Origin of the sequence: Pontivivens insulae (assembly GCF_900302495.1) — a bacterium.
Lineage (GTDB): Bacteria > Pseudomonadota > Alphaproteobacteria > Rhodobacterales > Rhodobacteraceae > Pontivivens > Pontivivens insulae.
This window is the reverse complement of sequence record NZ_OMKW01000002.1, coordinates 506426-526765: the sequence shown is the minus strand read 5'-3', so window position 1 is coordinate 526765 and position 20340 is coordinate 506426. Positions and strand designations below refer to the sequence as shown.

Below are 20340 nucleotides of genomic sequence, written 5' to 3'. Positions count from 1 at the left end.
GCTTCAAGGTCGAAGGCAACCCTTACATGCTGCTTCTTATAGATAATTATGACAGCTTCACCTATAATCTGGTGCATTATGTCGGTGAACTGGGCGCGGATGTGCGGGTTGAGCGCAACGATGCCATCGATATTCAGGCGGCAATGGCGCTGCGCCCGACGGCAATTCTGCTCTCTCCCGGCCCGTGCGACCCGGATCAGGCAGGGATTTGCCTCGATATGGTGGCCGCCGCGGCCGAGACAGGTATCCCGCTGATGGGTGTGTGTCTGGGGCATCAGACAATCGGGCAATATTTCGGCGGCAAGGTCGTGCGCGCGGATGCAATCATGCATGGCAAGGTCGATGAAATCCGGCATGACCAGGGCGGACTGTTCAGGGGGCTGCCCTCGCCATTTACCGCGACGCGCTATCATTCCCTGACCGTTGCGCGGGACACCATTCCCGATTGCCTTCAGATCACCGCAGATGTGGCCGATGGCACTGTGATGGGGTTGAGCCACAAGACGCTCCCCATTCACGGCGTTCAGTTCCATCCAGAGAGCATCGCGTCCGAACATGGACACCAGATGATCCGCACGTTCCTTGACCTTGCGCACGAAAAAGAGGCCGCACATGCCTGATACGCTCAAGCCGCTGATCGGGGCTGCCTGCGAACGGCCCCTCACCCGCGCGGAGGCCGAGCAGGCCTTTGGCGTGTTGATGGAGGGCGAAGCAACCGCACATCAGATTGGCGGATTTCTGATGGCGCTGCGCACGCGCGGCGAAACAGTTGACGAATATGCCGCGGCAGCCGCCGTGATGCGGGCGAAGTGCAATGCCGTGCGCGCGCCTGAGGGTGCGATGGACATTGTCGGCACCGGCGGTGACGGAAAAGGAACGCTCAATATCTCAACCGCCACGGCTTTTGTAGTCGCAGGCGCAGGAGTTCCCGTGGCCAAGCATGGCAATCGCAACCTCTCTTCCAAATCAGGTGCGGCAGATGCGCTCGGCCAGATGGGGATCGACGTCATGGTCGGACCTGACGTTGTTGAGCAGGCGCTCGGCGAGGTTGGGATCGCCTTCATGATGGCCCCGATGCATCACCCGGCGATCCGCCATGTGATGCCCGCGCGTCAGGAACTGGGCACGCGCACCATCTTTAATATCCTGGGCCCGCTGACCAACCCCGCAGGCGTCAAACGCCAGCTGACCGGTGCCTTCAGCCGCGATCTGATCCGCCCGATGGCGGAAACATTGCGGGCGCTGGGTTCGGAGAAGGCATGGCTCGTCCACGGGTCTGACGGAACGGACGAGTTGACGATCACCGGCATCAGCTGGATTGCCGCCCTCGAAGACGGGATCGTGGCAGAGCGAGAAGTGCACCCCGAGGATGCCGGCCTGCCGGTCCATCCGTTCGAGGCGATCCTGGGCGGCACGCCGGAAGAAAATGGCGTGGCCTTCCGTGCGCTGCTCAATGGTGAACATTCTGCCTATCGCGATGCGGTGTTGCTGAACGCCGCCGCCGCCCTTGTGATCGCAGACCGCGCAGGCAGCCTGATTGAGGGGGTCGATATGGCGCAGGAAAGCATCGACAGCGGTGCAGCCCTATCAAAAGTTGAGGGCCTCGCCCGCGTGACCACAGCGGGCTGAGCCCCGCCAAGACGAGTAACTTGTATGACCAATGTTCTGGATCGCATCAAAGCCTATAAGTTGGAGGAGGTCGCAGCCCGCAAGGCGCAGCGTCCGCTGGCCGAGGTTGAAGCGGCGGCAAAATCTGCGTCACCCGTACGCGATTTCGAGGGTGCCCTGCGCCGCAAGGTGTCCGAGGGCCGATACGCATTGATTGCCGAAGTCAAGAAAGCCAGCCCGTCAAAGGGCCTGATCCGAGCCGACTTCGAGCCCGCAGACCTCGCCGCGCAATATGAGCGGGGTGGCGCGACCTGCCTGAGCGTTCTGACGGACGCGCCCAGCTTTCAAGGTCACGAGGACTATCTGGTCGCGGCACGTTCGGCCGTGAGCCTACCCGTTCTTCGCAAGGATTTCATGTACGATCCGTGGCAGGTGGCCGAGGCACGAGCCTTGGGTGCGGATTGCATTCTGATCATCATGGCGTCAGTCAGCGAAAGTCAGGCAACTGAGTTAGAAGATGCGGCGCGTGCGTGGGGCATGAGCGCGTTGATCGAAGTGCATGACGGGCAGGAGCTCGACCGCGCGCTGATGTTGCAATCCGGCCTGATCGGGATAAATAATCGCAATCTCAAGACGTTCGAGACGTCTCTTGATGTGACGCGGGATCTTGGAGCGCGCGTCGGCGGCGAGCGTCTGCTTGTCTCTGAAAGCGGAATGGCCACGCGGGAAGATCTGGCAAAGCTGTCCGGTTATGGTGCCCGGACCTTCCTGATTGGCGAGAGTCTGATGCGCAAAGAGGATGTCGAGGCAGCGACGCGCAATCTTCTATCTGACCCGGTCCCAGCATGAGCCTGACCCATTTCACGCCCGAGGGCGATGCCCATATGGTTGATGTGACGGATAAATCTGTCACCACTCGCACAGCCATCGCACGCGGTCAGGTCGTCATGGCCCAGCATGTAATTGACTTGATCAAGAGCGGTCAGGCCAAGAAGGGCGACGTTCTGTCCGTGGCGCAGCTGGCCGGGATCATGGGGGCCAAAAGGACCGCCGACCTGATTCCACTTTGCCATCCCCTGCCGCTGTCGAAAGTCTCGGTTCAGCTCGAGCTGAACGACCGCGGTGTCGCCATTGAAGCGACGGTTAAAACGACGGGTCAGACCGGGGTGGAGATGGAGGCGCTCACCGCCGTCAACATTGCTGCGCTCACCGTGTACGACATGGTCAAGGCCGTGCAGAAGGATATGCAGATCACCGACATCCGGCTGGTCTTCAAGGACGGCGGAAAGTCTGGCCGCTTCGCCGCCGAAGAGTGAGGCCCCTTTTGTGATCACAGTCGACGAAGCCCTCTCGCATCTTTTCTCCCTTTGTCGGGTGATGCCGGGCGAGGTCGTGCCGCTGGTCCGGGCGGAAGGGCGCGTACTTTCTGATCTGGTTGCGGCGCAGCGCACGCAGCCCCCCTTCCCCGCCTCCGCGATGGATGGGTATGCCGTTCGGAGTGCCGATATCGTTCCCGGCGCCACACTCCGGGTTCTGGCTGAAATTCCGGCGGGCGGCGCTTGGCACGGCACGGTAACGGCGGGAACAGCTGTGCGCATCTTCACCGGCGCACCTGTGCCTGAGGGCGCGGACCGTATCCTGATCCAGGAAGATGTGCGGCGTGATGGCGACACCATCACGGTGGGCGACAATCTTGACGAGAGCCCCTATCTGCGACCGGCTGGCGGAGATTTCGAGGTTGGAGACACACTCGATATCTGCCGTATCAGCCCCGCCCGGCAATCCCTGCTTGCCGCGATGAATATCGCGCACGTGCCCGTGCGACGTCAGCCACGTGTCGCGCTGATCGCGACTGGGGATGAACTGGTGGTGCCCGGTGAGGCGCCGGGTCCGTCACAGATTGTCAGCTCGAATATCTACGGGGTCGCGTCAATCCTGCGCGCGCAAGGCGCGTTGCCCCATATCATGCCCATCGCACGGGATACGGCGCAAAGCCTTAGCGCGACCCTTGCCCTGGCGTCGGACTGCGATCTGGTCGTGACGCTTGGTGGTGCCTCTGTCGGTGACCATGATGTTGTGGCGCAGGTTCTGGGCGGTGAAATGTCATTCAACAAGGTTCGGATGCGCCCGGGTAAGCCGCTGATGGCCGGGCGTTTTCAGAAGCAGATGATTGTCGGCTTACCGGGAAACCCTGTCAGCGCGCTGGTCTGTGCCCATGTGTTCCTTCGACCACTGATCGACGCAATGCTCGGTCTGCCCCAACGCGCCCTGCCGCGGCGCAGTGCGGCCCTATCGCATGACCTGGGCGCGAATGGTGGGCGTGAGCATTACATGCGAGCGCTGGTTTCGGGTGATACCGTCAAGGTCTTTGACCGGCAGGATTCCTCACTGCTCAGCGTCATCGCGAATGCCAACGCCCTTGTGGTGCGGGAACCGAATGCTCCGCCCCTGAAACAGGGCGCGCGTGTTCCCTTCGTTCCCCTTTCAGACCTTTAGTTGACACAAAACAAGAACTTTTGTAGAACGGGGTCGAGATATCACCTGCAAGGGGAATACCGATGCTGACCCGTAAGCAACTCGATCTGCTCAACTTCATTCACAGCCGTGTTCAGAAGGACGGTGTTTCCCCCTCGTTTGACGAAATGAAGGAGGCGCTGGATCTACGATCGAAATCCGGGATCCATCGCTTGATTACGGCGTTGGAGGAGCGTGGCTTTATCCGACGTCTCGCCCACCGTGCCCGTGCGATCGAAATTGTGCGGATGCCCGACGCGTCCGAGCCGGGTGGCTTCACCCCGACAGTTGTTTCTGGCGGATTGACAGAACGGCCGCGGGCGGCCCTTCAGGTCGAAGCTGCAGCAGTCGAATTGCAGGTCATGGGTCGGATCGCAGCGGGGACACCGATTGAGGCGATCCAGACGGCCTCCGCGGCTGTCGCGGTACCCGGCGGCATGTTGGCAAGTGGCGGCCGACACTATGCCCTGGAGGTCAAGGGTGACTCGATGATCGATGCTGGGATCAACAATGGCGATATTGTTGTCATTCAAGAGCAGAATGACGCAGATAGTGGGGATATCGTCGTTGCGTTGGTCGAAGATCAGGAAGCGACGCTGAAGCGCCTGCGCAAGCGTGGCTCTGCCGTTGCCCTAGAGGCCGCGAACCCGGCCTATGAGACCCGCGTTTATCGCGATGATCAGGTGAAGGTTCAGGGCAAGCTGGTCGGATTGATCCGCACTTATTGATCGCTGCTGCGGCGGTCCCGCGTCCACGGGCGGTCAGGCTGGCCGTCATGGACACTGACAATTTCAAGCCGTCCCGCGGTCAGGCGGATTGCAAGTGCCCCACGGCGTTGTAAGTCGGCGCGTGTGATCACCGTTCCGCAAAGATCCGGCAAGTCCCCCTGCCAGCCTGTGACAAGGTTGAGTGTCGGACCGTCACAGTCAGGTAGGACGGGCCAGACATTGCGCGCCGTGACGTGATGCAGGGTGAAGTCATTTGTGGATATGGTGCGTGCGCCGGTTGACGCTTGCGCGACCCAACGTGCCGCCGCCCCCTCCTGTCCTACGGGATCGCCATCATTTTCCAGCCACGTGGAAGCGGCAAAGCTGTTGCCCTGTGCCCGGCTGAGGGCGCGTCCGTCCACAGTCATGACGCCAATCATCCGCCCGCCTGCGTCGATCAGAATGTGAGGACGCTCCACCTGCAACCAGAGCGTCAGTGCATAGGCCACAGGAAGGCAAGCGATGAGACGCCCCCACCCCGTCCAGAGGACCGCCCAACACAGGCCCCCCCCCAACAAGGGCAGGACAACAGGCGGTGCTGCGGGCACATAGCGAACAGCGCCCGGCAATTCGGCCACCCAGCCTGCGATGCCCAGGACGGTTTCGATCCCGACCTGCGCGATATGGAGGGGGATCCCATCAAGGCCGAGGGGGAACAAAACGGCGGCAATCACAGCGCTAGGCATGATGATCATGCCCATGATCGGGACCGCCAACAGATTGGCGATCAGGCCAAGCTGGCTCATCTGCCCGAAATGAAATGCACCGATCGGTGCGGTCGCCGCCCCCGCGACACTGGAGGTGATCAGCAATGCAATCGGGGCGCGAAACCGGGTGACCCAGCCCCGGCCCTCATCCCGCCACCACGGCTGGCTGCGCAATCCTTCGAACACGGCGACAAGGGCGGCCGTGGCGGCAAATGACATCTGAAACCCCGCCCCGAACAGGCTTTCGGGCCGCCAGATCAGAATGATCGTTGCGGCCAACGCGACGCCGCGCAGCGTAAAGGCCGGCCTGTCGATGATCACTGCAATCAGCACGACGGCCGTCATCACGAAGGCGCGCTGTGTGGCCACCGCTCCCCCCGAAAGCACCAGATACACCGCCCCGCCGCACAGGGCCGCCACCGCCGCCCATTTCTTGATCGGGTAGCGTAGTGCCACGCTTGGGATCAGAGCGAGGCCCCCGCGCACACACGCGAAGATGAAGGCGGTCAGCAACCCCATGTGCAGACCAGAAATCGCAAGCAGATGCGCGAGGTTGGAGGCTCGCAGATCCTCAAGACTTGCCGGATCGACGGTTGATCGGTCTCCCGTAAGGATTGCTGCCGCAAAGCCGGATGCAGGCGCCTCCATGCGAGTGCGCAACCCATCTGCGACCTGCATCCGGGCCCTTAGAACCGGAGCGCGAGGGGGATCGGGCTGAATGAACACGGTCGCATCCGTGTAGCCGACACCGCTGAGCCGCTCATAGTAAGCCATACGGCGAAAGTCGAAGCCACCGGGCTCTACCGGATCGCCGGGTGGGCCGATGCGTGCAGTGACCATGATGCGCCGCCCAGCCAGACCGTCCGCCAGATCCTGACCTACAAAGGCGATCCTGACCCGCGCGACCGGCGGACCGCCATAGAGCACCACATCGTCCAAAAGCAGTCGCGGATTGCCACCAGCGCTGCGACCGATGCCGACAACGGTTCCTGTGACCGTGCCGTAAAAATCGGACGTGAGGACCGGATGCGCGACGTGATGCGTCCGATGCGCCGCGAGGCCGAACCCCAGCAAGATGGCCGCAACGGCACCGCACGTAGCCGCTCTCAGCAGCCTTTGCCGCCAATTCAACCCAAGCAGCAGAAAGAGAGTGCCCAAGATAAGGCTCGTGCCATATTCCAGCCGCGAAGGCTCAACAGGCAAGGCGAAATAGAGTGCTATCCCGGCTGCGAGGAAGACGGGCACCCAGAGTACCAGACGCCGCCGCTGCGGTTCCAGTAAGGGCAGCAGGAAGGCAAGGTCCGGTCGCCTTGTGGCCGGGGGCTCATACAGTTTAGACACAAGGCAAATCCTGCCGTCCGCACGGTTACTGAAAGGTTAACTCCTATGAGCACGCAGCCCGTCATCACCCGCTTTGCCCCCTCACCGACTGGTTTTCTTCACATTGGCGGCGCGCGCACGGCGCTCTTCAACTGGCTGTTTGCCCGCGCAAATGGCGGCAAGTTCCTGTTGCGTATCGAAGATACTGACAAGGCGCGCTCTACACCCGAAGCCACCGAGGCGATCTTTGAGGGAATGCGCTGGCTCGGTCTTGACTGGGATGGGGAGGCCGTCAGTCAGGCCAGCCGGGCCGAGCGTCATGCAGAGGTGGCGAACGAGATGCTGGCGAAGGGGGCCGCCTACAAATGCTTTTCCACACAAGATGAAATCGCGGCATTTCGTGAGGCTGCAAAGGCCGAAGGGCGATCCACGGTTTTTCAGTCCCCATGGCGCGATGCCGAGCCCTCGACCCATCCCGACGCACCGTTCGTGATCCGCGTGAAAGCTCCGCGCGATGGTGAGACGCGTGTGGCGGATGCCGTACAGGGGGACGTGAGCTGGAAGAATGAGACGCTCGATGATCTGATCATCCTGCGATCAGATGGCAGTCCGACCTATATGCTGGCCGTTGTGGTCGATGATCACGATATGGGTGTTACCCATGTGATCCGTGGAGACGACCACCTGACAAATGCAGCCCGTCAGGTGCTCATCTTTGACGCAATGGGTTGGGAGCGCCCGACCTTCGCCCACATCCCGCTGATCCACGGACCAGATGGCGCAAAATTCTCGAAACGTCATGGCGCACCCGGCGTCGAGAGCTATCGCGACATGGGATATCCGGCTGCGGCCATGCGCAACTACCTCGCCCGCCTGTCGTGGAGCCACGGGGATGAAGAGTTTTTCACCACCGAACAGGCCATCGAGTGGTTCAGTCTGGACGCGATCTCTAAAGGAGCGGCTCGATTCGACTTCAAGAAGCTCGATAACCTTTCGGGACAACATATTCGTGCGACCGATGACGCTGCACTGACGCAAGCGATGCTCGAATTTATGGCACTGCAACATAATTCGGTGCCAGACACGCACCGTCACGAAAAGATTACACAGGCAATGTCGGCCCTTAAAGATCGCGCTAAGACCTACGCTGATCTTGTTGATATGTCATACTATTTGCGCGCCGAACGCCCCCTCGAAATTGAGGAAAAAGCGGCCAAACAACTGGATGATGTATCCCGTGGTATGCTGGAAAAGTTGACTGAGCGCCTGCGGAATGCTAACTGGTCGCTCAACGATCTGGAGGCCGAAATCAAGGCCTTCGCCGGGGAAGAAGACCTCAAACTTGGCAAGGTCATGCAACCGATGCGCTCTGCGCTGACGGGTCGCGCGACGTCTCCGAGTGTCTTCGACGTTCTGGTCCAGTTGGGCCGCGACGAAAGCCTTGCCCGGATCGAAGACCAGCTCGCCCCTGCATAACGCGGGGAGACGGGCGAACCATCCCCCGGCAACGTTCGGGGGCGCTGGGGGCCCCAATCCCCACAACATGTTCCACCACGGGCCCCGCCTCTTGCGGGAGGGGGTCCTGCTGACCTCTCCCACAAGGTTGGCGCCGATTACAGGGATTACACAATGAGCGAAAAACGGACCGCAAAGCTGAGCATTGACGGTAAGGACTACGAGCTGGGTATGATGAGCCCAACCGCGGGCCCCGACGTTGTCGACATCTCCAAGCTCTATGGGCAGGCAGATGTGTTCACCTTTGATCCGGGTTTCACCTCCACCGCGTCCTGTGAGAGTGCGATCACTTTCATCGATGGCGGCAAGGGTGAGTTGCTGCACCGCGGCTATCCGATCGACCAGCTTGCGGCCAAGTCGCATTACCTCGAAGTGTGCTACCTGCTGCTCTACGGTGAGCTTCCCTCCGCCGCACAGCTGGAAGATTTCGAAGGTCGTGTGACCAAGCATACGATGCTGCACGAGCAGATGATGAATTTCTATCGCGGGTTCCGCCGCGATGCGCACCCGATGGCAATCGTCTGCGGTGTGATGGGTGCGATGTCTGCCTTCTATCAGGACAGCACCGACATCAACGACCCGTGGCAGCGTGAAGTCGCCTCGATCCGCATGATCGCGAAAGTGCCGACGGTGACGGCCTGGGCTTACAAGTACTCCATCGGTCAGCCTTTCGTTTACCCCGACAACAACCTCGACTATGCGTCGAACTTCCTACGCATGTGCTTTGCCGTCCCGGCAGAGGAATATGTCGTCGATCCGATCCTCGCCCGCGCGATGGATCGCATCTTCACGCTGCATGCGGATCACGAGCAGAACGCATCGACCTCGACCGTGCGTCTGGCCGGTTCGTCCGGCGCGAACCCGTTCGCCTGTATCGCAGCGGGCGTCGCGTGCCTTTGGGGCCCGGCCCATGGTGGTGCGAACCAAGCCTGCCTTGAGATGCTTCAGGAAATCGGCTCTGTCGACCGGATCCCAGAGTTCATCGCACGCGCGAAGGACAAGAACGATCCGTTCCGCCTGATGGGCTTTGGCCACCGCGTCTACAAGAACTTCGATCCGCGCGCGAAAGTCATGAAGGAAAGCGCCGACGAGGTGCTGGAGCTGCTGGGTGTTGAGAACAACCCCGTACTTCAGGTCGCGAAAGAGCTGGAAAAACAAGCCCTTGCCGATCCGTATTTCGCCGAAAAGAAGCTGTTCCCGAATGTCGATTTCTACTCGGGCATCATCCTCGAAGCGATGGGCTTCCCGACCTCCATGTTCACGCCGATTTTCGCGCTGAGCCGGACTGTCGGTTGGATTTCCCAGTGGAAAGAGATGATCGGCGACGAGAAGCAAAAGATCGGTCGTCCGCGCCAGCTCTACACCGGTGCCGCCTACCGCGACTATGTGAATGTCGAAGACCGGTAAGGTCCGTTCTTAGCTTTAATTTTGGAACGCCCTGCCTGACAAAGGTGGGGCGTTTTGCAATGTAGACGACACATGCCCCGGACCTGATCCGGGGGCTCTGGCCGCGATGAGTCAGACGTTGAATACCGTACCCGCGCAACGGGCACCGTTGCGCCGCGCCGTTCCGCCCCCAAGGGGCGGCGCGGTTGCGCTGGCCTAGCCGTGACGCTCGATCGCCCCAAGCACCGAACGCGCCGCGCGCAGGCCCGGAGCCTCCCCGCCCTGCCCCAGCATCTGCATCGCCTGTGCCATGCCGTTTCGCTGATCCTCTCGTGCAGCAGGATCGTCCAGAACGGGTTTGAGCGCGTTGGCTATGGTCTGCGGTGTGCAATCGTCCAACAGAACTTCCGGCACCACGCCACGATCAAGCAGCAGATTCACGAGGTTCACAAACCGCACCTTCACCATGCGTTTCACGAGGAATGTCGTGATCGGAGCCATGCGATACGCAATCACACCGGGGCACCCGGCCATTGCAAGTTCCAACCCTACGGTGCCAGAGGCCGCCAATGCGGCGTCTGCCATGGCGAAGGCCGCGCGCTTGCGTGCCTCCGCTTCATGCGGGGGCAATCCTCTTGGGTCGAGCAAGGTGACGTCCACATCCCATATCGCGGTCACGTCCGCGACATGATCGGCGACATTCGCGGTCACGGGCACGACGACACGCATATCTGGTGTCGCAACCTTCGCGACAGCTTCTCCAAAGATCTCACCAAGCCGCCCAACCTCGCCGTTGCGCGATCCGGGCAGGACCACGAGAGTGCGTGCTGCTCCCAGACCCAACGCGTCGCGCAGCGCGGCAACCTCCGCCTCCGTTGCCTGTGGTTCGGCTACGACGGGGTGCCCCACGAAATCACAGGTCATCCCGGCCGCTTCCATATAGGGCGGCTCAAATGGCAATAGAGCCAGTACGTGATCGACATGCCGTGCCATCTTGGTCGCGCGTCCTGGACGCCAAACCCAGACTGACGGCGCGACGTAGTGGATGACAGGCTTCGCAAAGCCTGCGGCTTTCGCCTTTTTCGCAACACGCAGACAAAAGTCGGGGCTGTCGATTGTGATCAGAGCATCCGCACCAGAGGCGAGTAAGGCCCCTGCCGCTTGATCACGACGGCGGAAGAGGCTGCGCAGCTTGGGCAAAACCTCCGTCAAACCCATGACGCTCAGCTCGTGCATGGGGAAGAGAGAGGAAAGCCCCTCAGCCTCCATAGCCGGGCCACCCACGCCCGCGAACTCTACATCCGGGTTAATTGATTTCAGGCCCGCCATCAAAGCTGCACCGAGGCGATCTCCCGATGGCTCCCCCGCGATCAGAAATAGCTTCATGGCCGCGCCACCAGGAAAAGGCCCGCCTCATCCGCCGCCGCGACCACCTCGGCCTTGCCCATGATCAGGGTACCGTCCGCCTCGATCGAAATGCCAGCCAGATTGGCCGCATGGGCGCGGCGCACCGTCTCTACCCCGATGGCCGGCAGATCCAGCTTGCGGTCCTGCCCGGCCTTGACCCGCTTGACCAAGACGCCGCCACGAGGCTCAGTCGCGCGCGTTTCGGCCACAAAACCGAGCATTGCGTCCGTGCCGCTCACCGTCTCGACCCCTTCCACCAGCCCGCCGCGGACAACACATCCCTGTCCGACATCCTGCTCGGCCATGGCCGCCAAGAGCGCTTCCGCCCGTTCGATATCCGCGAGGGCCTGCGCGTCCGGGCCATGGGCGCCAAGAACACCTGCCCCGACCTGCAAGCCATCCAACACCTCATCCGCACCGCGCAGGGTCAGCCCCTCCCCCTCCAACAGCGCGCGCACCGTGCGCAGTGCGGCGTCATCGCCCTTGCGCAGCGCCGGGACGAGACGGGGAAGCCAGCTGAGCGCTTTTGTGTCCAAGCCAAGTGGATTGATCTTCGGACGCTCGACGCCGCCCGCCATCACAACCTCGTCGCAACCGGCATGGGATAGCGCACCCAGCAATTTTCGGATCTCGAGCATTCCAACCCGGCTGTGCGGATGGCCCCGAACCCAGTCGCCCGCGAAATCGCGCAGTGCGATGACGTGATAGTTCTGACCGTCCCCGGCCCGTGCCTCTGCAATCAGGCGCGGCAGGTCCCCCCGCCCGGCAATGATGCCCAGCCCAGGCATGGCTCAGGGCGTCGCGAGGGAGCGTTGATGCTCCTTCAACACAAAGGCGACAATCTCGGCGACCAATTCGTTCTCAGGATGATCTTCCGCCGCCCGGCGCGCACGATCCTGCAAGGTTCCGGTTCCGTCGGCGAAGATCGCCTGATAGGCCGCCCGCAGCGCGTGCATCTTTTCGCGGGGCACGCCGCGTCGCTTCAGACCTGTCACGTTCAAACCGGACAACTGACCGCGATTGCCGGTAATATTGCCATAGGGGATGACATCTTTGGTCACCATCGAGACGGCACCGATCATCGCGCCGCGCCCAATATGCACGAATTGGTGCACCCCGGATTGACCGCCAACGATGACATTATCCGCAATTACGCAATGACCCGCGATGGCAGCATTATTGGCGAAGACGTTGTTGTCGCCGATGATGCAGTCATGGCCGACATGCGAGCCGAGCATGAACAGGTTGCCGTCACCGATCTGAGTGAGGCCCCCGCCGCCCTCCGTTCCCGGATTGATCGAGGTGCTTTCGCGGATCATGTTCCGCGCGCCTATGGTGAGGCGCGTCTTCTCACCATTGAACTTCAGGTCCTGCGGCTGATGCCCGACAGAGGCAAAGGGCCAGATCCGCGTACCATCCCCGATCATCGTGTCGCCCGCGACAACCACGTGCGAATGCAACGTCATCTCAGCCCCCAGGCGCACCTCTGCCCCGATGATGCAATAGGGACCAACAACCGTTTTCGCACCGATCTCTGCACCATCTGCGATGATGGCGGTCGGGTGGATGATTGCTGTTTCGTGGACTGTCATGCCTCGGACTCGCCAGGAGCGATCATCGCGGCAAATACGCATTCCGTGGCCAGCTCACCGTTCACCTTCGCCTCACCCCGGAACTTCCAGACCTTGCCACGGCCACGGATGGTTTCGACATGCAGTTCCAAAACATCGCCGGGCTCAACCACGCGGCGGAATTTGACCTCATCAATCGACATGAAATAGACGAGCATGCCCTTGTCGATCAGATCAAGGGAGTTCACCACCATGACAGCCGCAGTCTGCGCTAACGCCTCGACCTGAAGAACGCCGGGCATCACGGCCTTATCGGGAAAATGGCCTTCGAAATGAGGCTCATTGGCCGTGACATTCTTGATGCCGACCGCCGACTTTCCTTCAACCATGCGCTCAACCCGATCCACCAGCAGGAACGGGTAGCGGTGCGGGATCATCCGTTTGATATCCGCCAGGCCGACAGCTTCCTTGAAATGATCAGACATGGTTTCCCCCTGCAAGTTGGTCTTGTCGGCCTATTGATCGGCCGGTTCATCGTCAAGCGCGGCAGCCGCATCGAGCCGCCGGATCACTTCACGTGTTATGTCGAGTTGTGAATTTGCCAGCACCACATTTCGAATGTCGAGCACGGCCGCCGCGCCGGATTCGCGCATCAATTCGGAATAGATGGGTGTGAGCAAGGCATTGAAGCGCGCCTGGGCGGCCTCCTGATCACGGGCGAGCTGCTGGCCCGCACGGTCTTGCTCGGCTCGTGCTGCACGCACGCGGGCGTCAAATTCGTCGGCAAGGGCGGCAAAGGCTTCGGGCTCCATGGCGCCGCGCCGCTCTGTCAACTCCATCTCCTCACGCTCGAACGCGTCGGACCGCTCAGCACTTTCAGCGGCCAGCGCCTCCCGTGCCTCTTGATTTTCGGCAATCAGCGCGCGACCGGTTTCTGATCGTTCAAGAACCTGCTGCGGGTTCACGAGGAGCAAAGGCGGTATCCGCCCCTGCCCCATCGCCATTGTGCCCATCAGCATCAGCGCCAGAAGGGCTGCGCCCAAGCGGACCATCAGAAGCGGCGACCGCCCGACAGACGGAAGCTTTCGGTCTCATCCCCGACAATCGTCTCGATCGGATTGGCAAAGTCGAGCCGCAGACCGCCGATGGGGCTGTCCCAGAAGATCGACACACCCACAGCACTGCGGATTTCGAGGCTGTCATCCACTGTGAACGTGCCACCGGGGCGCGCCGCGTCGGTATAGGTCACCCGATCCAGACCCCAGATCGAGCCGACATTGGCGAAGACCCCACCGAAGATGCCCGCAGATTCCGGCAAACCAATCGGGAACGATGCCTGCCCGCGCAGGACAGCGTAGTAGTTGCCGCCAAGTGCCGAGTTGATGTTGCGCGTCGTGCCATTCACGAAGCGGTCACGCGGGCCGAATCCGCCAGCCGCGAAGCCACGGAACGAGGAACCGCCAAGGAAGAACCGGTCATTGATGCGGATGTCATCACCGCCCATCGCGCCAACTTCCGCCTCGATGAAGGTGACAACGCTGTCATTGCGGAACGACAGGTACCCACGTCCACGGGCCGTTGCGCGCAGATATTGCGCATCGCCACCCAACCCGGCCAGATCGACTGAGGTGGTGAACAGATATCCATCCGTGGGGGCCGCGCGGCTGTTGCGCCGGTCATAAACATAGGTCGCCCCGATAGAGGAGGTCGTCGCGTCGCCTGCATCCTGAAGGATTGCTGCCGATGCTGTCGTCGCGGTTCCGGTCACGATCTCATCACTTGAGATACGATAGCGCAGCTGCACCGTTCCATTGTCGCTCACAGGGAAGCTGACACGCGGCTCAAACCCAATGCTGTTGGTGTTGAATGTCAGGGTCGAAAGGTCTTCCTCCCGCACATAGACGTCAAACCCGACGCCCACATCGCGGTCGAGGAAGGACGGCTCATCAAAGCTGAATGAATAGACGTTGAGGTCCGAAGCGGTCGAGAATTCGACGGCGACCCGCTGCCCACGGCCCAGGAAGTTGCGTTCGCTCAACTCAACTGTTCCACCCACACCGGATTGGGACGAGAAGCTGAGGCCGAAGTTCACCGCACCGGTCAGTTGCTCTTCCACCTCGACATCGATAACCGCCTGATCCGGGGCAGAGCCTTCGCTGACATTTACAGCAACATCCTGGAAATAGCCCAGCCCGCGCAGACGGTCTGCTGTTTCGCGTACGGAGGCGGCATTGAACGCGTCGCCTTCGACCAGATCGAACTCACGCCGGATGACACGGTCGAGGGTCTGCGTGTTGCCTTCGATATCAATGCGCTGAACGAAGACACGGTCGCCTTGCAGGACTTCGAAGATCACGTTGACGGTTTGCGCCTCGGGATCTTGCATCACGCGCGGAACAACATCGGTGAAGGCGAAGCCCTGTAGCCGCGCGGTCTCCAGAATATTCTCGATTGAATCGTCGATGACCCGCTGGTCGAAGCCATCGCCGGCCTCCGCCGTGATGTCACCTTCGAAATCCTGCGGGATCAAACCTTCGATCAGGCTATCGACCGCCAGCTCACCAAACGTATAGCGTGGCCCTTCGCTGACCGTGAACGTCAGGAAGAAACCCTCACGGTCGGGCGAAAGCTCGGCAACAGCGCTTTCAACGACAAATTCCGCAAAGCCATTTTCGAGATAGAACTGGCGCAGCAATTCCTCATCCAGCCGCACGCGACCGGGATCATAGGTATCATCGGAGAAGAATGTGGACAGGAAACCCGCCTGATTGGACGAAATCACGTCACGCAGATCACCGTCAGAAAACGTCTCGTTGCCCACGAAGGTGATCCGGTCAATCTCCGTCACGCCGCCTTCGAAGATCTCGAACACCACATCGACGCGGTTGTCAGCGCGTTCGATGATCACCGGATTGACCTGCGCATCGAAACGCCCGACCGCGCGGTAGGCATCGATCAACTGTGCGGAGGCGGCCTCAACATCAGCGCGGTTATAGGCAAGCCGCGGGCGCAGATCTACGGCGGCATCCAATGTCTCGTCATCGACCAGATCATTGCCCTCGAAAGCGACGACATTGATGATCGGATTCTCGACGACTGCGATCAAGACGGAGTTGCCCGCGACCTGAAGCTGAACATCCTCAAACAGTCCGGACGCATAGATCGCCTGCACCGCGTCATTCAGTTCGGATGGAGAGACCGTCTCACCGGGAACCAGCTCGGAATAGATACGGATGGTTTCCGCCTCGATCCGCACATTGCCCTGCACCTGCACACCTTGCAGCGTGAACGGACGAGGCACTCCCTGCGCGGCCGCGCTGAACCCGAACAATCCGGTCGCGAGCATCGTGCCCGCAAACAAGGCTGCACGCACCGGGCGAAGGCCCGCATATTGCTGAGTTGATCGCATCTGGTCCGTCCTCGTCATCACTTGGTGCCGCCCTTCCGGCCCCGATGGCGGAGCTAGAGACGTGTCAGGTCGTTATACGTCGCGAAAAGCATCAGGGACAACACCATTGCAATGCCGATTGCCATAGCAACATCGACCCATTTGCCCTGCGCAGGACGGCCCGTAACCGCCTCAATCGCATAGAAAACAAGGTGTCCACCGTCCAAAACGGGCACCGGCATCAGGTTCATAAGGCCGATTGCTGTCGAAATCAGGGCGACGAGCAAAATGAAACTCGTCAGCCCATAGCTCGCCGTCTCGCCCGAGACCTGCGCAATCCCGACCGGACCTTGCAGATTCGTCGGGCTGACATTGCCTGCGAACATCTGACCGATTCCCTCGAAAGTCGCGGACACGACACCCCAGGTTCGGTCCACACCAATGCCGAGGGCCCGTACAAATCCCGCGCTTTCAATTGCTGGCTCCAGATATCCCGACAGGCTCACGCCGATAATGGGCCGTCGCACAAAGGTGCCGTCAGGTTCCTGAACATCTTCGATGGTTGGCACCATCGTCAGATCCATCCGCTCGTCACCGCGTCGGACGGTTATGACCATTTCCTCACCAGCCTTGGCCGCGACGGCATCTTTGAGCGTGTCGAAATCAGGCAGGGGTGCACCGTCGGCGGCAACGATCAGATCGCCCGGCTCGATCCCCGCACGGCTCGCCGCCGAAAGCGGGCGGATACCAGCCACAAAAGGCGCCTGCAAAAGCGGCACATCGAGCAACAACTCTTCCCCATTCCTGTCCACAAGGAACTGAATGGACGTACCGCTCTCAAGCTCGGCCACATAGACGACAAGATCCACGAAACTCTCAACCGGATCGCCGTTCACCGCGAGGACCAGATCGCCCTCTTCCAAGGGAACCTCAGCTGCGACCGAGGCGGGCAACTCTCCTAGACGCGGTTCCTCGACGCCGACCCCACTCGATAGAACCAGACCGCTGTAAATCACGATGGACAAAAGGAAATTTGCAACAGGTCCCGCAGCGACCGTCAGCGCACGCTTCCACAACGCCGCCCCGGGGAAAGAGCGGCTCCGCTCATCCTCAGCCAATTGGTCAATCGTGTTGCGATCCGGGCGGGACGAACCATCTGCATCACCAAGAAACTTCACATAGCCGCCCAGCGGCAGGATCCCGATGCGCCAACGTGTTCCGCGCTTGTCCATCCGGTGCCAGATTTCCTTGCCAAAACCGAGGGAGAAGACCTCGGCCTCGATCCCGCACCAGCGACCGACGATGTAATGTCCGAACTCATGGATGAACACGACAATGCCAAGCACCACGACAAAAGGCAGAAGCGTGGCGAGCAGGCCACCGACAAGCGGGATTGCCGCGATCAATTCCATCATTGCTCAATTCCCTGCGCGATGCGCTGTTCTACGAAAGACCGGGTGCGCTGATCGATATCGAGCACCGCCTCCAGCGTCTGCCCAGCCCGGGCTGCCTCATCAATTAGGGCGTTCAGGGCCAGTTCCACAAGGTCGGCCTGCGCCAGAAATCCGATCCGGCCTGCGACAAACCCGGCCATTGCCGCCTCCTTGGCCGCATTCAGCACGGCACCCGCCGCACCGCCCGCGTCCAACACGCGGCGCACCAGCCGCAGGGCCGGGAAGGCGTCCAGATCAGGTGCATGAAAGTCGAGCGAGGCAAGCTTGGCAAAATCTAGCCGGTCCACCGGCAGGTCGCGACGTTCTGGATAGTTGAGGCAATAGCCGATGGCCCCCCGCATATCCGGCGGCCCCAGCTGTGCCATGATCGACCCATCCGCGAACCCAATCATCGAGTGGACGATGCTCTGCGGGTGCACGATCACCTCAATCTGATCTGGTCGTAAATCGAAAAGATATTTTGCTTCAATGACTTCTAAAGCCTTGTTGAACATGGTGGCAGAGTCGATCGAAATCCCCTGTCCCATGTCCCAGTTCGGATGCGCCACGGCTTCTGCGAGCGTCACGTCGCGCATCTGATCGCGGGTTCGGCCTCGGAACGGCCCACCCGACGCGGTGATGATCACCCGCTCGACCTCACGCGCTGTTTCCCCGCGCAGGCACTGAAAGATGGCTGCATGTTCGCTGTCAGCAGGCAGCAATGTGGTGCCGTGCTCAGCACAGACAGCATTTAGCAGATCGCCAGCGCAGACCATGCTCTCCTTGTTGGCGAGCGCAAGGCATCTGCCCTGCTGCGCCGCCTCCAGCGTTGGGGCGAGACCGGCAGCGCCCACGATCGCAGACATCGTCCAATCCGCCGGACGTGACGCAGCCTCACATATCGCATCAGGTCCCGCCGCAGCCTCTACATCTGATCCTGAGAGCGCTTCGCGCAGGGCATCCAGCTTTGACAGATCAGCCGTCACGGCCACATCTGCCCGCAGGCGGATCGCCGCCTCAGCAAGGGCCGCGACATTGGAGTGACCCGTCAGAGCGATGACATCAAACGCCTCTGCACCGCCAGCACGATCAATCAGATCAAGAGTCTGGGTTCCGATGGATCCTGTTGCCCCCAGGACTGAAACACGCCTCACCATAGGAAGATCGACTGCCCCCGGAAGAAGCTGATCGCGGCGACAAAGATCGCGGCGGCCATCAGTCCATCCAACCGGTCGAGAATGCCACCATGCCCCGGCATCAGACGGCTGGAGTCCTTCACCCCGAAATAACGCTTGGCCGAGCTTTCAATCAAATCCCCGCCCACACTGACCAGCGCGACCACCGCACTCATCAATGCGACTTCGGGCGCATATGTCACTGCGGTGAACAGGCCAAAGACAAATCCCGTGATCTGGGCAAAGAGCACCCCGCCGATGACGCCTGCCCAGGTCTTCTTAGGGCTGACCCGAGGCCACAGCTTGGGCCCTCCGAATATCCGCCCCCCGAAATATCCGCCAACATCTGCCGCAATCACAATCAGAACCAACCAAAGCACGGCCAGAAATCCGAACCGCGTGTCATTGCGCAGCGCCTCGATACAGATCATGGCGATGCCGATATAGGCAACACCGGGGAGGATGAAACGAAGCCGCGCCCGCTCGGCCCCCGCGCCAATAGCCAGCAGGACCAGCATCGCGAAAATTCCGGTGAACGGATCCCATTGATCAGCAACAAGTACGCCAACCGGTCCAGCGATCACCATCGGCAACGCACGCAGCCGGAGGCCCTGCCCCTTACCGACAACCATTTCACGCCATTCCCAGATCATCGCTCCGCATCCAAGGGCGAGCAACGCGGCAGACCACAGGCCCCCGAACACAAAGACGACAAGAGCAATCAGTCCCAGCGCCAGCGCTGAGATCAGCCGGATGTGAAGATCATCGAACTTGGAGGCCTGACCACTCAAGCCGAACTGCCCTGCGCCTCGACAGCACCAAAGCGCCGCTCACGCAGGCCAAATGCATCCAGAATTTCGCCAAACTGTTTTGGCGTGAAATCAGGCCAACACTCTGGCACAAAAGCATATTCGGAATAGGCCGCCTGCCACGGCAGGAAGTTCGACGTTCGATATTCCCCACTGGTGCGGATCACCAGATCGGGATCGCTGCACGCATGAGTGTCGAGATGGGCGGACAAAAGCGCCTCATTGATATCATCAGGGCTCAGCGCACCGTGTGCGACCGCCTCGCCCATATTGCGCATCGCGCGCACGATCTCATCACGTCCGCCATAGTTCAGCGCGATCTGCAATGTCAGCCGATCATTGTCCTTCGTGGCCTGCTCCAGCCCCAGCATCATCGCGCGGATATCTTCCTCCAGCGCTGAGCGTTCACCAATAAAGCGCACGCGCACGCCGTTTTCGATCAGCTTGACGGCCTCCATCCGGATATAGATCCGAAACAGACGCATCAGAGCCGCCACCTCGATCACCGGGCGCTTCCAGTTCTCTGTCGAGAAAGCGTAGAGCGTCAGGGTTTCCACACCGAGCTCTGGGCAAGAGCGCACAATCTCGCGCACGCGCTGCACGCCCTTCTTATGTCCAGCCACACGGGGCAGCCCACGGCGCACGGCCCAACGCCCATTGCCATCCATGATGATGGCGACGTGGGTCGGTCGTTGGGTTGAGCGGCTCATTGCGGGCAATCCTTGGGAAAATGCAGGATC

The 20340-nt window shown here is 61.0% G+C and carries 19 protein-coding genes; 8 read left to right on the top strand and 11 right to left on the bottom strand.

Features of this window, described 5'->3' with window-relative positions:
- The first annotated feature begins 26 nt into the window (after positions 1-26).
- From POI8812_RS08005 to lexA, 6 genes are all read left to right on the top strand, one after another.
- A complete protein-coding gene (locus POI8812_RS08005; protein WP_108782030.1) occupies positions 27-620 on the top strand; it encodes an anthranilate synthase component II in 594 nt (197 codons plus the stop codon).
- Complete coding sequence (gene trpD, locus POI8812_RS08000) at positions 613-1629, top strand: anthranilate phosphoribosyltransferase (RefSeq protein WP_108782029.1); 1017 nt, start codon at positions 613-615, stop codon at positions 1627-1629. The genes POI8812_RS08005 and trpD overlap by 8 nt, the downstream gene beginning before the upstream one ends.
- 24 nt (positions 1630-1653) lie before the next feature.
- Positions 1654-2457 carry an indole-3-glycerol phosphate synthase TrpC gene (gene trpC, locus POI8812_RS07995; RefSeq protein WP_108782028.1) on the top strand — a complete coding sequence of 268 codons (804 nt, stop codon included), beginning with the start codon at positions 1654-1656 and terminating at the stop codon, positions 2455-2457.
- Positions 2454-2924 (top strand): cyclic pyranopterin monophosphate synthase MoaC, encoded by a 471-nt coding sequence (gene moaC / locus POI8812_RS07990; protein WP_108782027.1) that lies wholly within the window; start codon positions 2454-2456, stop codon positions 2922-2924. Before trpC ends, moaC begins: the two co-directional genes overlap by 4 nt.
- A 10-nt stretch (positions 2925-2934) precedes the next feature.
- Positions 2935-4104, top strand: a complete 1170-nt coding sequence (locus POI8812_RS07985; RefSeq protein ID WP_108782026.1) for a molybdopterin molybdotransferase MoeA — start codon at positions 2935-2937, stop codon at positions 4102-4104.
- A 62-nt stretch (positions 4105-4166) separates the two neighbouring features.
- Positions 4167-4850: a transcriptional repressor LexA gene (lexA, locus tag POI8812_RS07980; RefSeq protein ID WP_108782025.1), complete on the top strand. Its 684-nt coding sequence runs from the start codon at positions 4167-4169 to the stop codon at positions 4848-4850.
- Here the strand turns inward: lexA and POI8812_RS07975 are convergent.
- Positions 4844-6937 (bottom strand): ComEC/Rec2 family competence protein, encoded by a 2094-nt coding sequence (locus POI8812_RS07975; RefSeq protein ID WP_108782024.1) that lies wholly within the window; start codon positions 6935-6937, stop codon positions 4844-4846. The genes lexA and POI8812_RS07975 overlap by 7 nt on opposite strands.
- Before the next feature lie 45 nt (positions 6938-6982).
- On the opposite strand from POI8812_RS07975, the gene gltX reads away from it, so the two are divergent.
- Complete coding sequence (gene gltX, locus POI8812_RS07970) at positions 6983-8392, top strand: glutamate--tRNA ligase (protein ID WP_108782023.1); 1410 nt, start codon at positions 6983-6985, stop codon at positions 8390-8392.
- Positions 8393-8545: 153 nt separating this feature from the next.
- Positions 8546-9838 carry a citrate synthase gene (gene gltA, locus POI8812_RS07965; protein ID WP_108782022.1) on the top strand — a complete coding sequence of 431 codons (1293 nt, stop codon included), beginning with the start codon at positions 8546-8548 and terminating at the stop codon, positions 9836-9838.
- 195 nt (positions 9839-10033) lie between these two features.
- On the opposite strand, the gene lpxB is transcribed toward gltA, so the two are convergent.
- From lpxB to uppS, 10 genes are read right to left on the bottom strand one after another with little or no spacing between them, the layout of a single operon-like run.
- Positions 10034-11203, bottom strand: coding sequence for a lipid-A-disaccharide synthase (gene lpxB, locus POI8812_RS07960; RefSeq protein ID WP_108782021.1), 1170 nt, complete (start codon positions 11201-11203; stop codon positions 10034-10036).
- Positions 11200-12012, bottom strand: coding sequence for an LpxI family protein (locus tag POI8812_RS07955; RefSeq protein WP_108782020.1), 813 nt, complete (start codon positions 12010-12012; stop codon positions 11200-11202). The genes lpxB and POI8812_RS07955 overlap by 4 nt, the downstream gene beginning before the upstream one ends.
- A 3-nt stretch (positions 12013-12015) precedes the next feature.
- Positions 12016-12816: an acyl-ACP--UDP-N-acetylglucosamine O-acyltransferase gene (lpxA, locus tag POI8812_RS07950; RefSeq protein ID WP_108782019.1), complete on the bottom strand. Its 801-nt coding sequence runs from the start codon at positions 12814-12816 to the stop codon at positions 12016-12018.
- On the bottom strand, positions 12813-13280 hold the full coding sequence (gene fabZ / locus POI8812_RS07945) for a 3-hydroxyacyl-ACP dehydratase FabZ (RefSeq protein ID WP_108782018.1): 468 nt from the start codon (positions 13278-13280) through the stop codon (positions 12813-12815). The genes lpxA and fabZ overlap by 4 nt, the downstream gene beginning before the upstream one ends.
- Positions 13281-13310: 30 nt before the next feature.
- Positions 13311-13847 (bottom strand): OmpH/Skp family outer membrane protein, encoded by a 537-nt coding sequence (locus tag POI8812_RS07940; RefSeq protein WP_108782017.1) that lies wholly within the window; start codon positions 13845-13847, stop codon positions 13311-13313.
- A complete protein-coding gene (gene bamA / locus POI8812_RS07935) occupies positions 13847-16204 on the bottom strand; it encodes an outer membrane protein assembly factor BamA (protein ID WP_162844950.1) in 2358 nt (785 codons plus the stop codon). Before bamA ends, POI8812_RS07940 begins: the two co-directional genes overlap by 1 nt.
- Before the next feature lie 53 nt (positions 16205-16257).
- Positions 16258-17598: an RIP metalloprotease RseP gene (gene rseP / locus POI8812_RS07930; protein WP_108782015.1), complete on the bottom strand. Its 1341-nt coding sequence runs from the start codon at positions 17596-17598 to the stop codon at positions 16258-16260.
- Positions 17595-18770 carry a 1-deoxy-D-xylulose-5-phosphate reductoisomerase gene (dxr, locus tag POI8812_RS07925; RefSeq protein ID WP_162844965.1) on the bottom strand — a complete coding sequence of 392 codons (1176 nt, stop codon included), beginning with the start codon at positions 18768-18770 and terminating at the stop codon, positions 17595-17597. Before dxr ends, rseP begins: the two co-directional genes overlap by 4 nt.
- The gene (locus POI8812_RS07920) at positions 18767-19582 is read right to left on the bottom strand and encodes a phosphatidate cytidylyltransferase (protein WP_108782013.1); all 816 of its coding nucleotides are present in this window, start codon (positions 19580-19582) and stop codon (positions 18767-18769) included. Before POI8812_RS07920 ends, dxr begins: the two co-directional genes overlap by 4 nt.
- Positions 19579-20310: an undecaprenyl pyrophosphate synthase gene (gene uppS / locus POI8812_RS07915; RefSeq protein WP_108782012.1), complete on the bottom strand. Its 732-nt coding sequence runs from the start codon at positions 20308-20310 to the stop codon at positions 19579-19581. The genes POI8812_RS07920 and uppS overlap by 4 nt, the downstream gene beginning before the upstream one ends.
- Positions 20311-20340 lie beyond the last annotated feature (30 nt).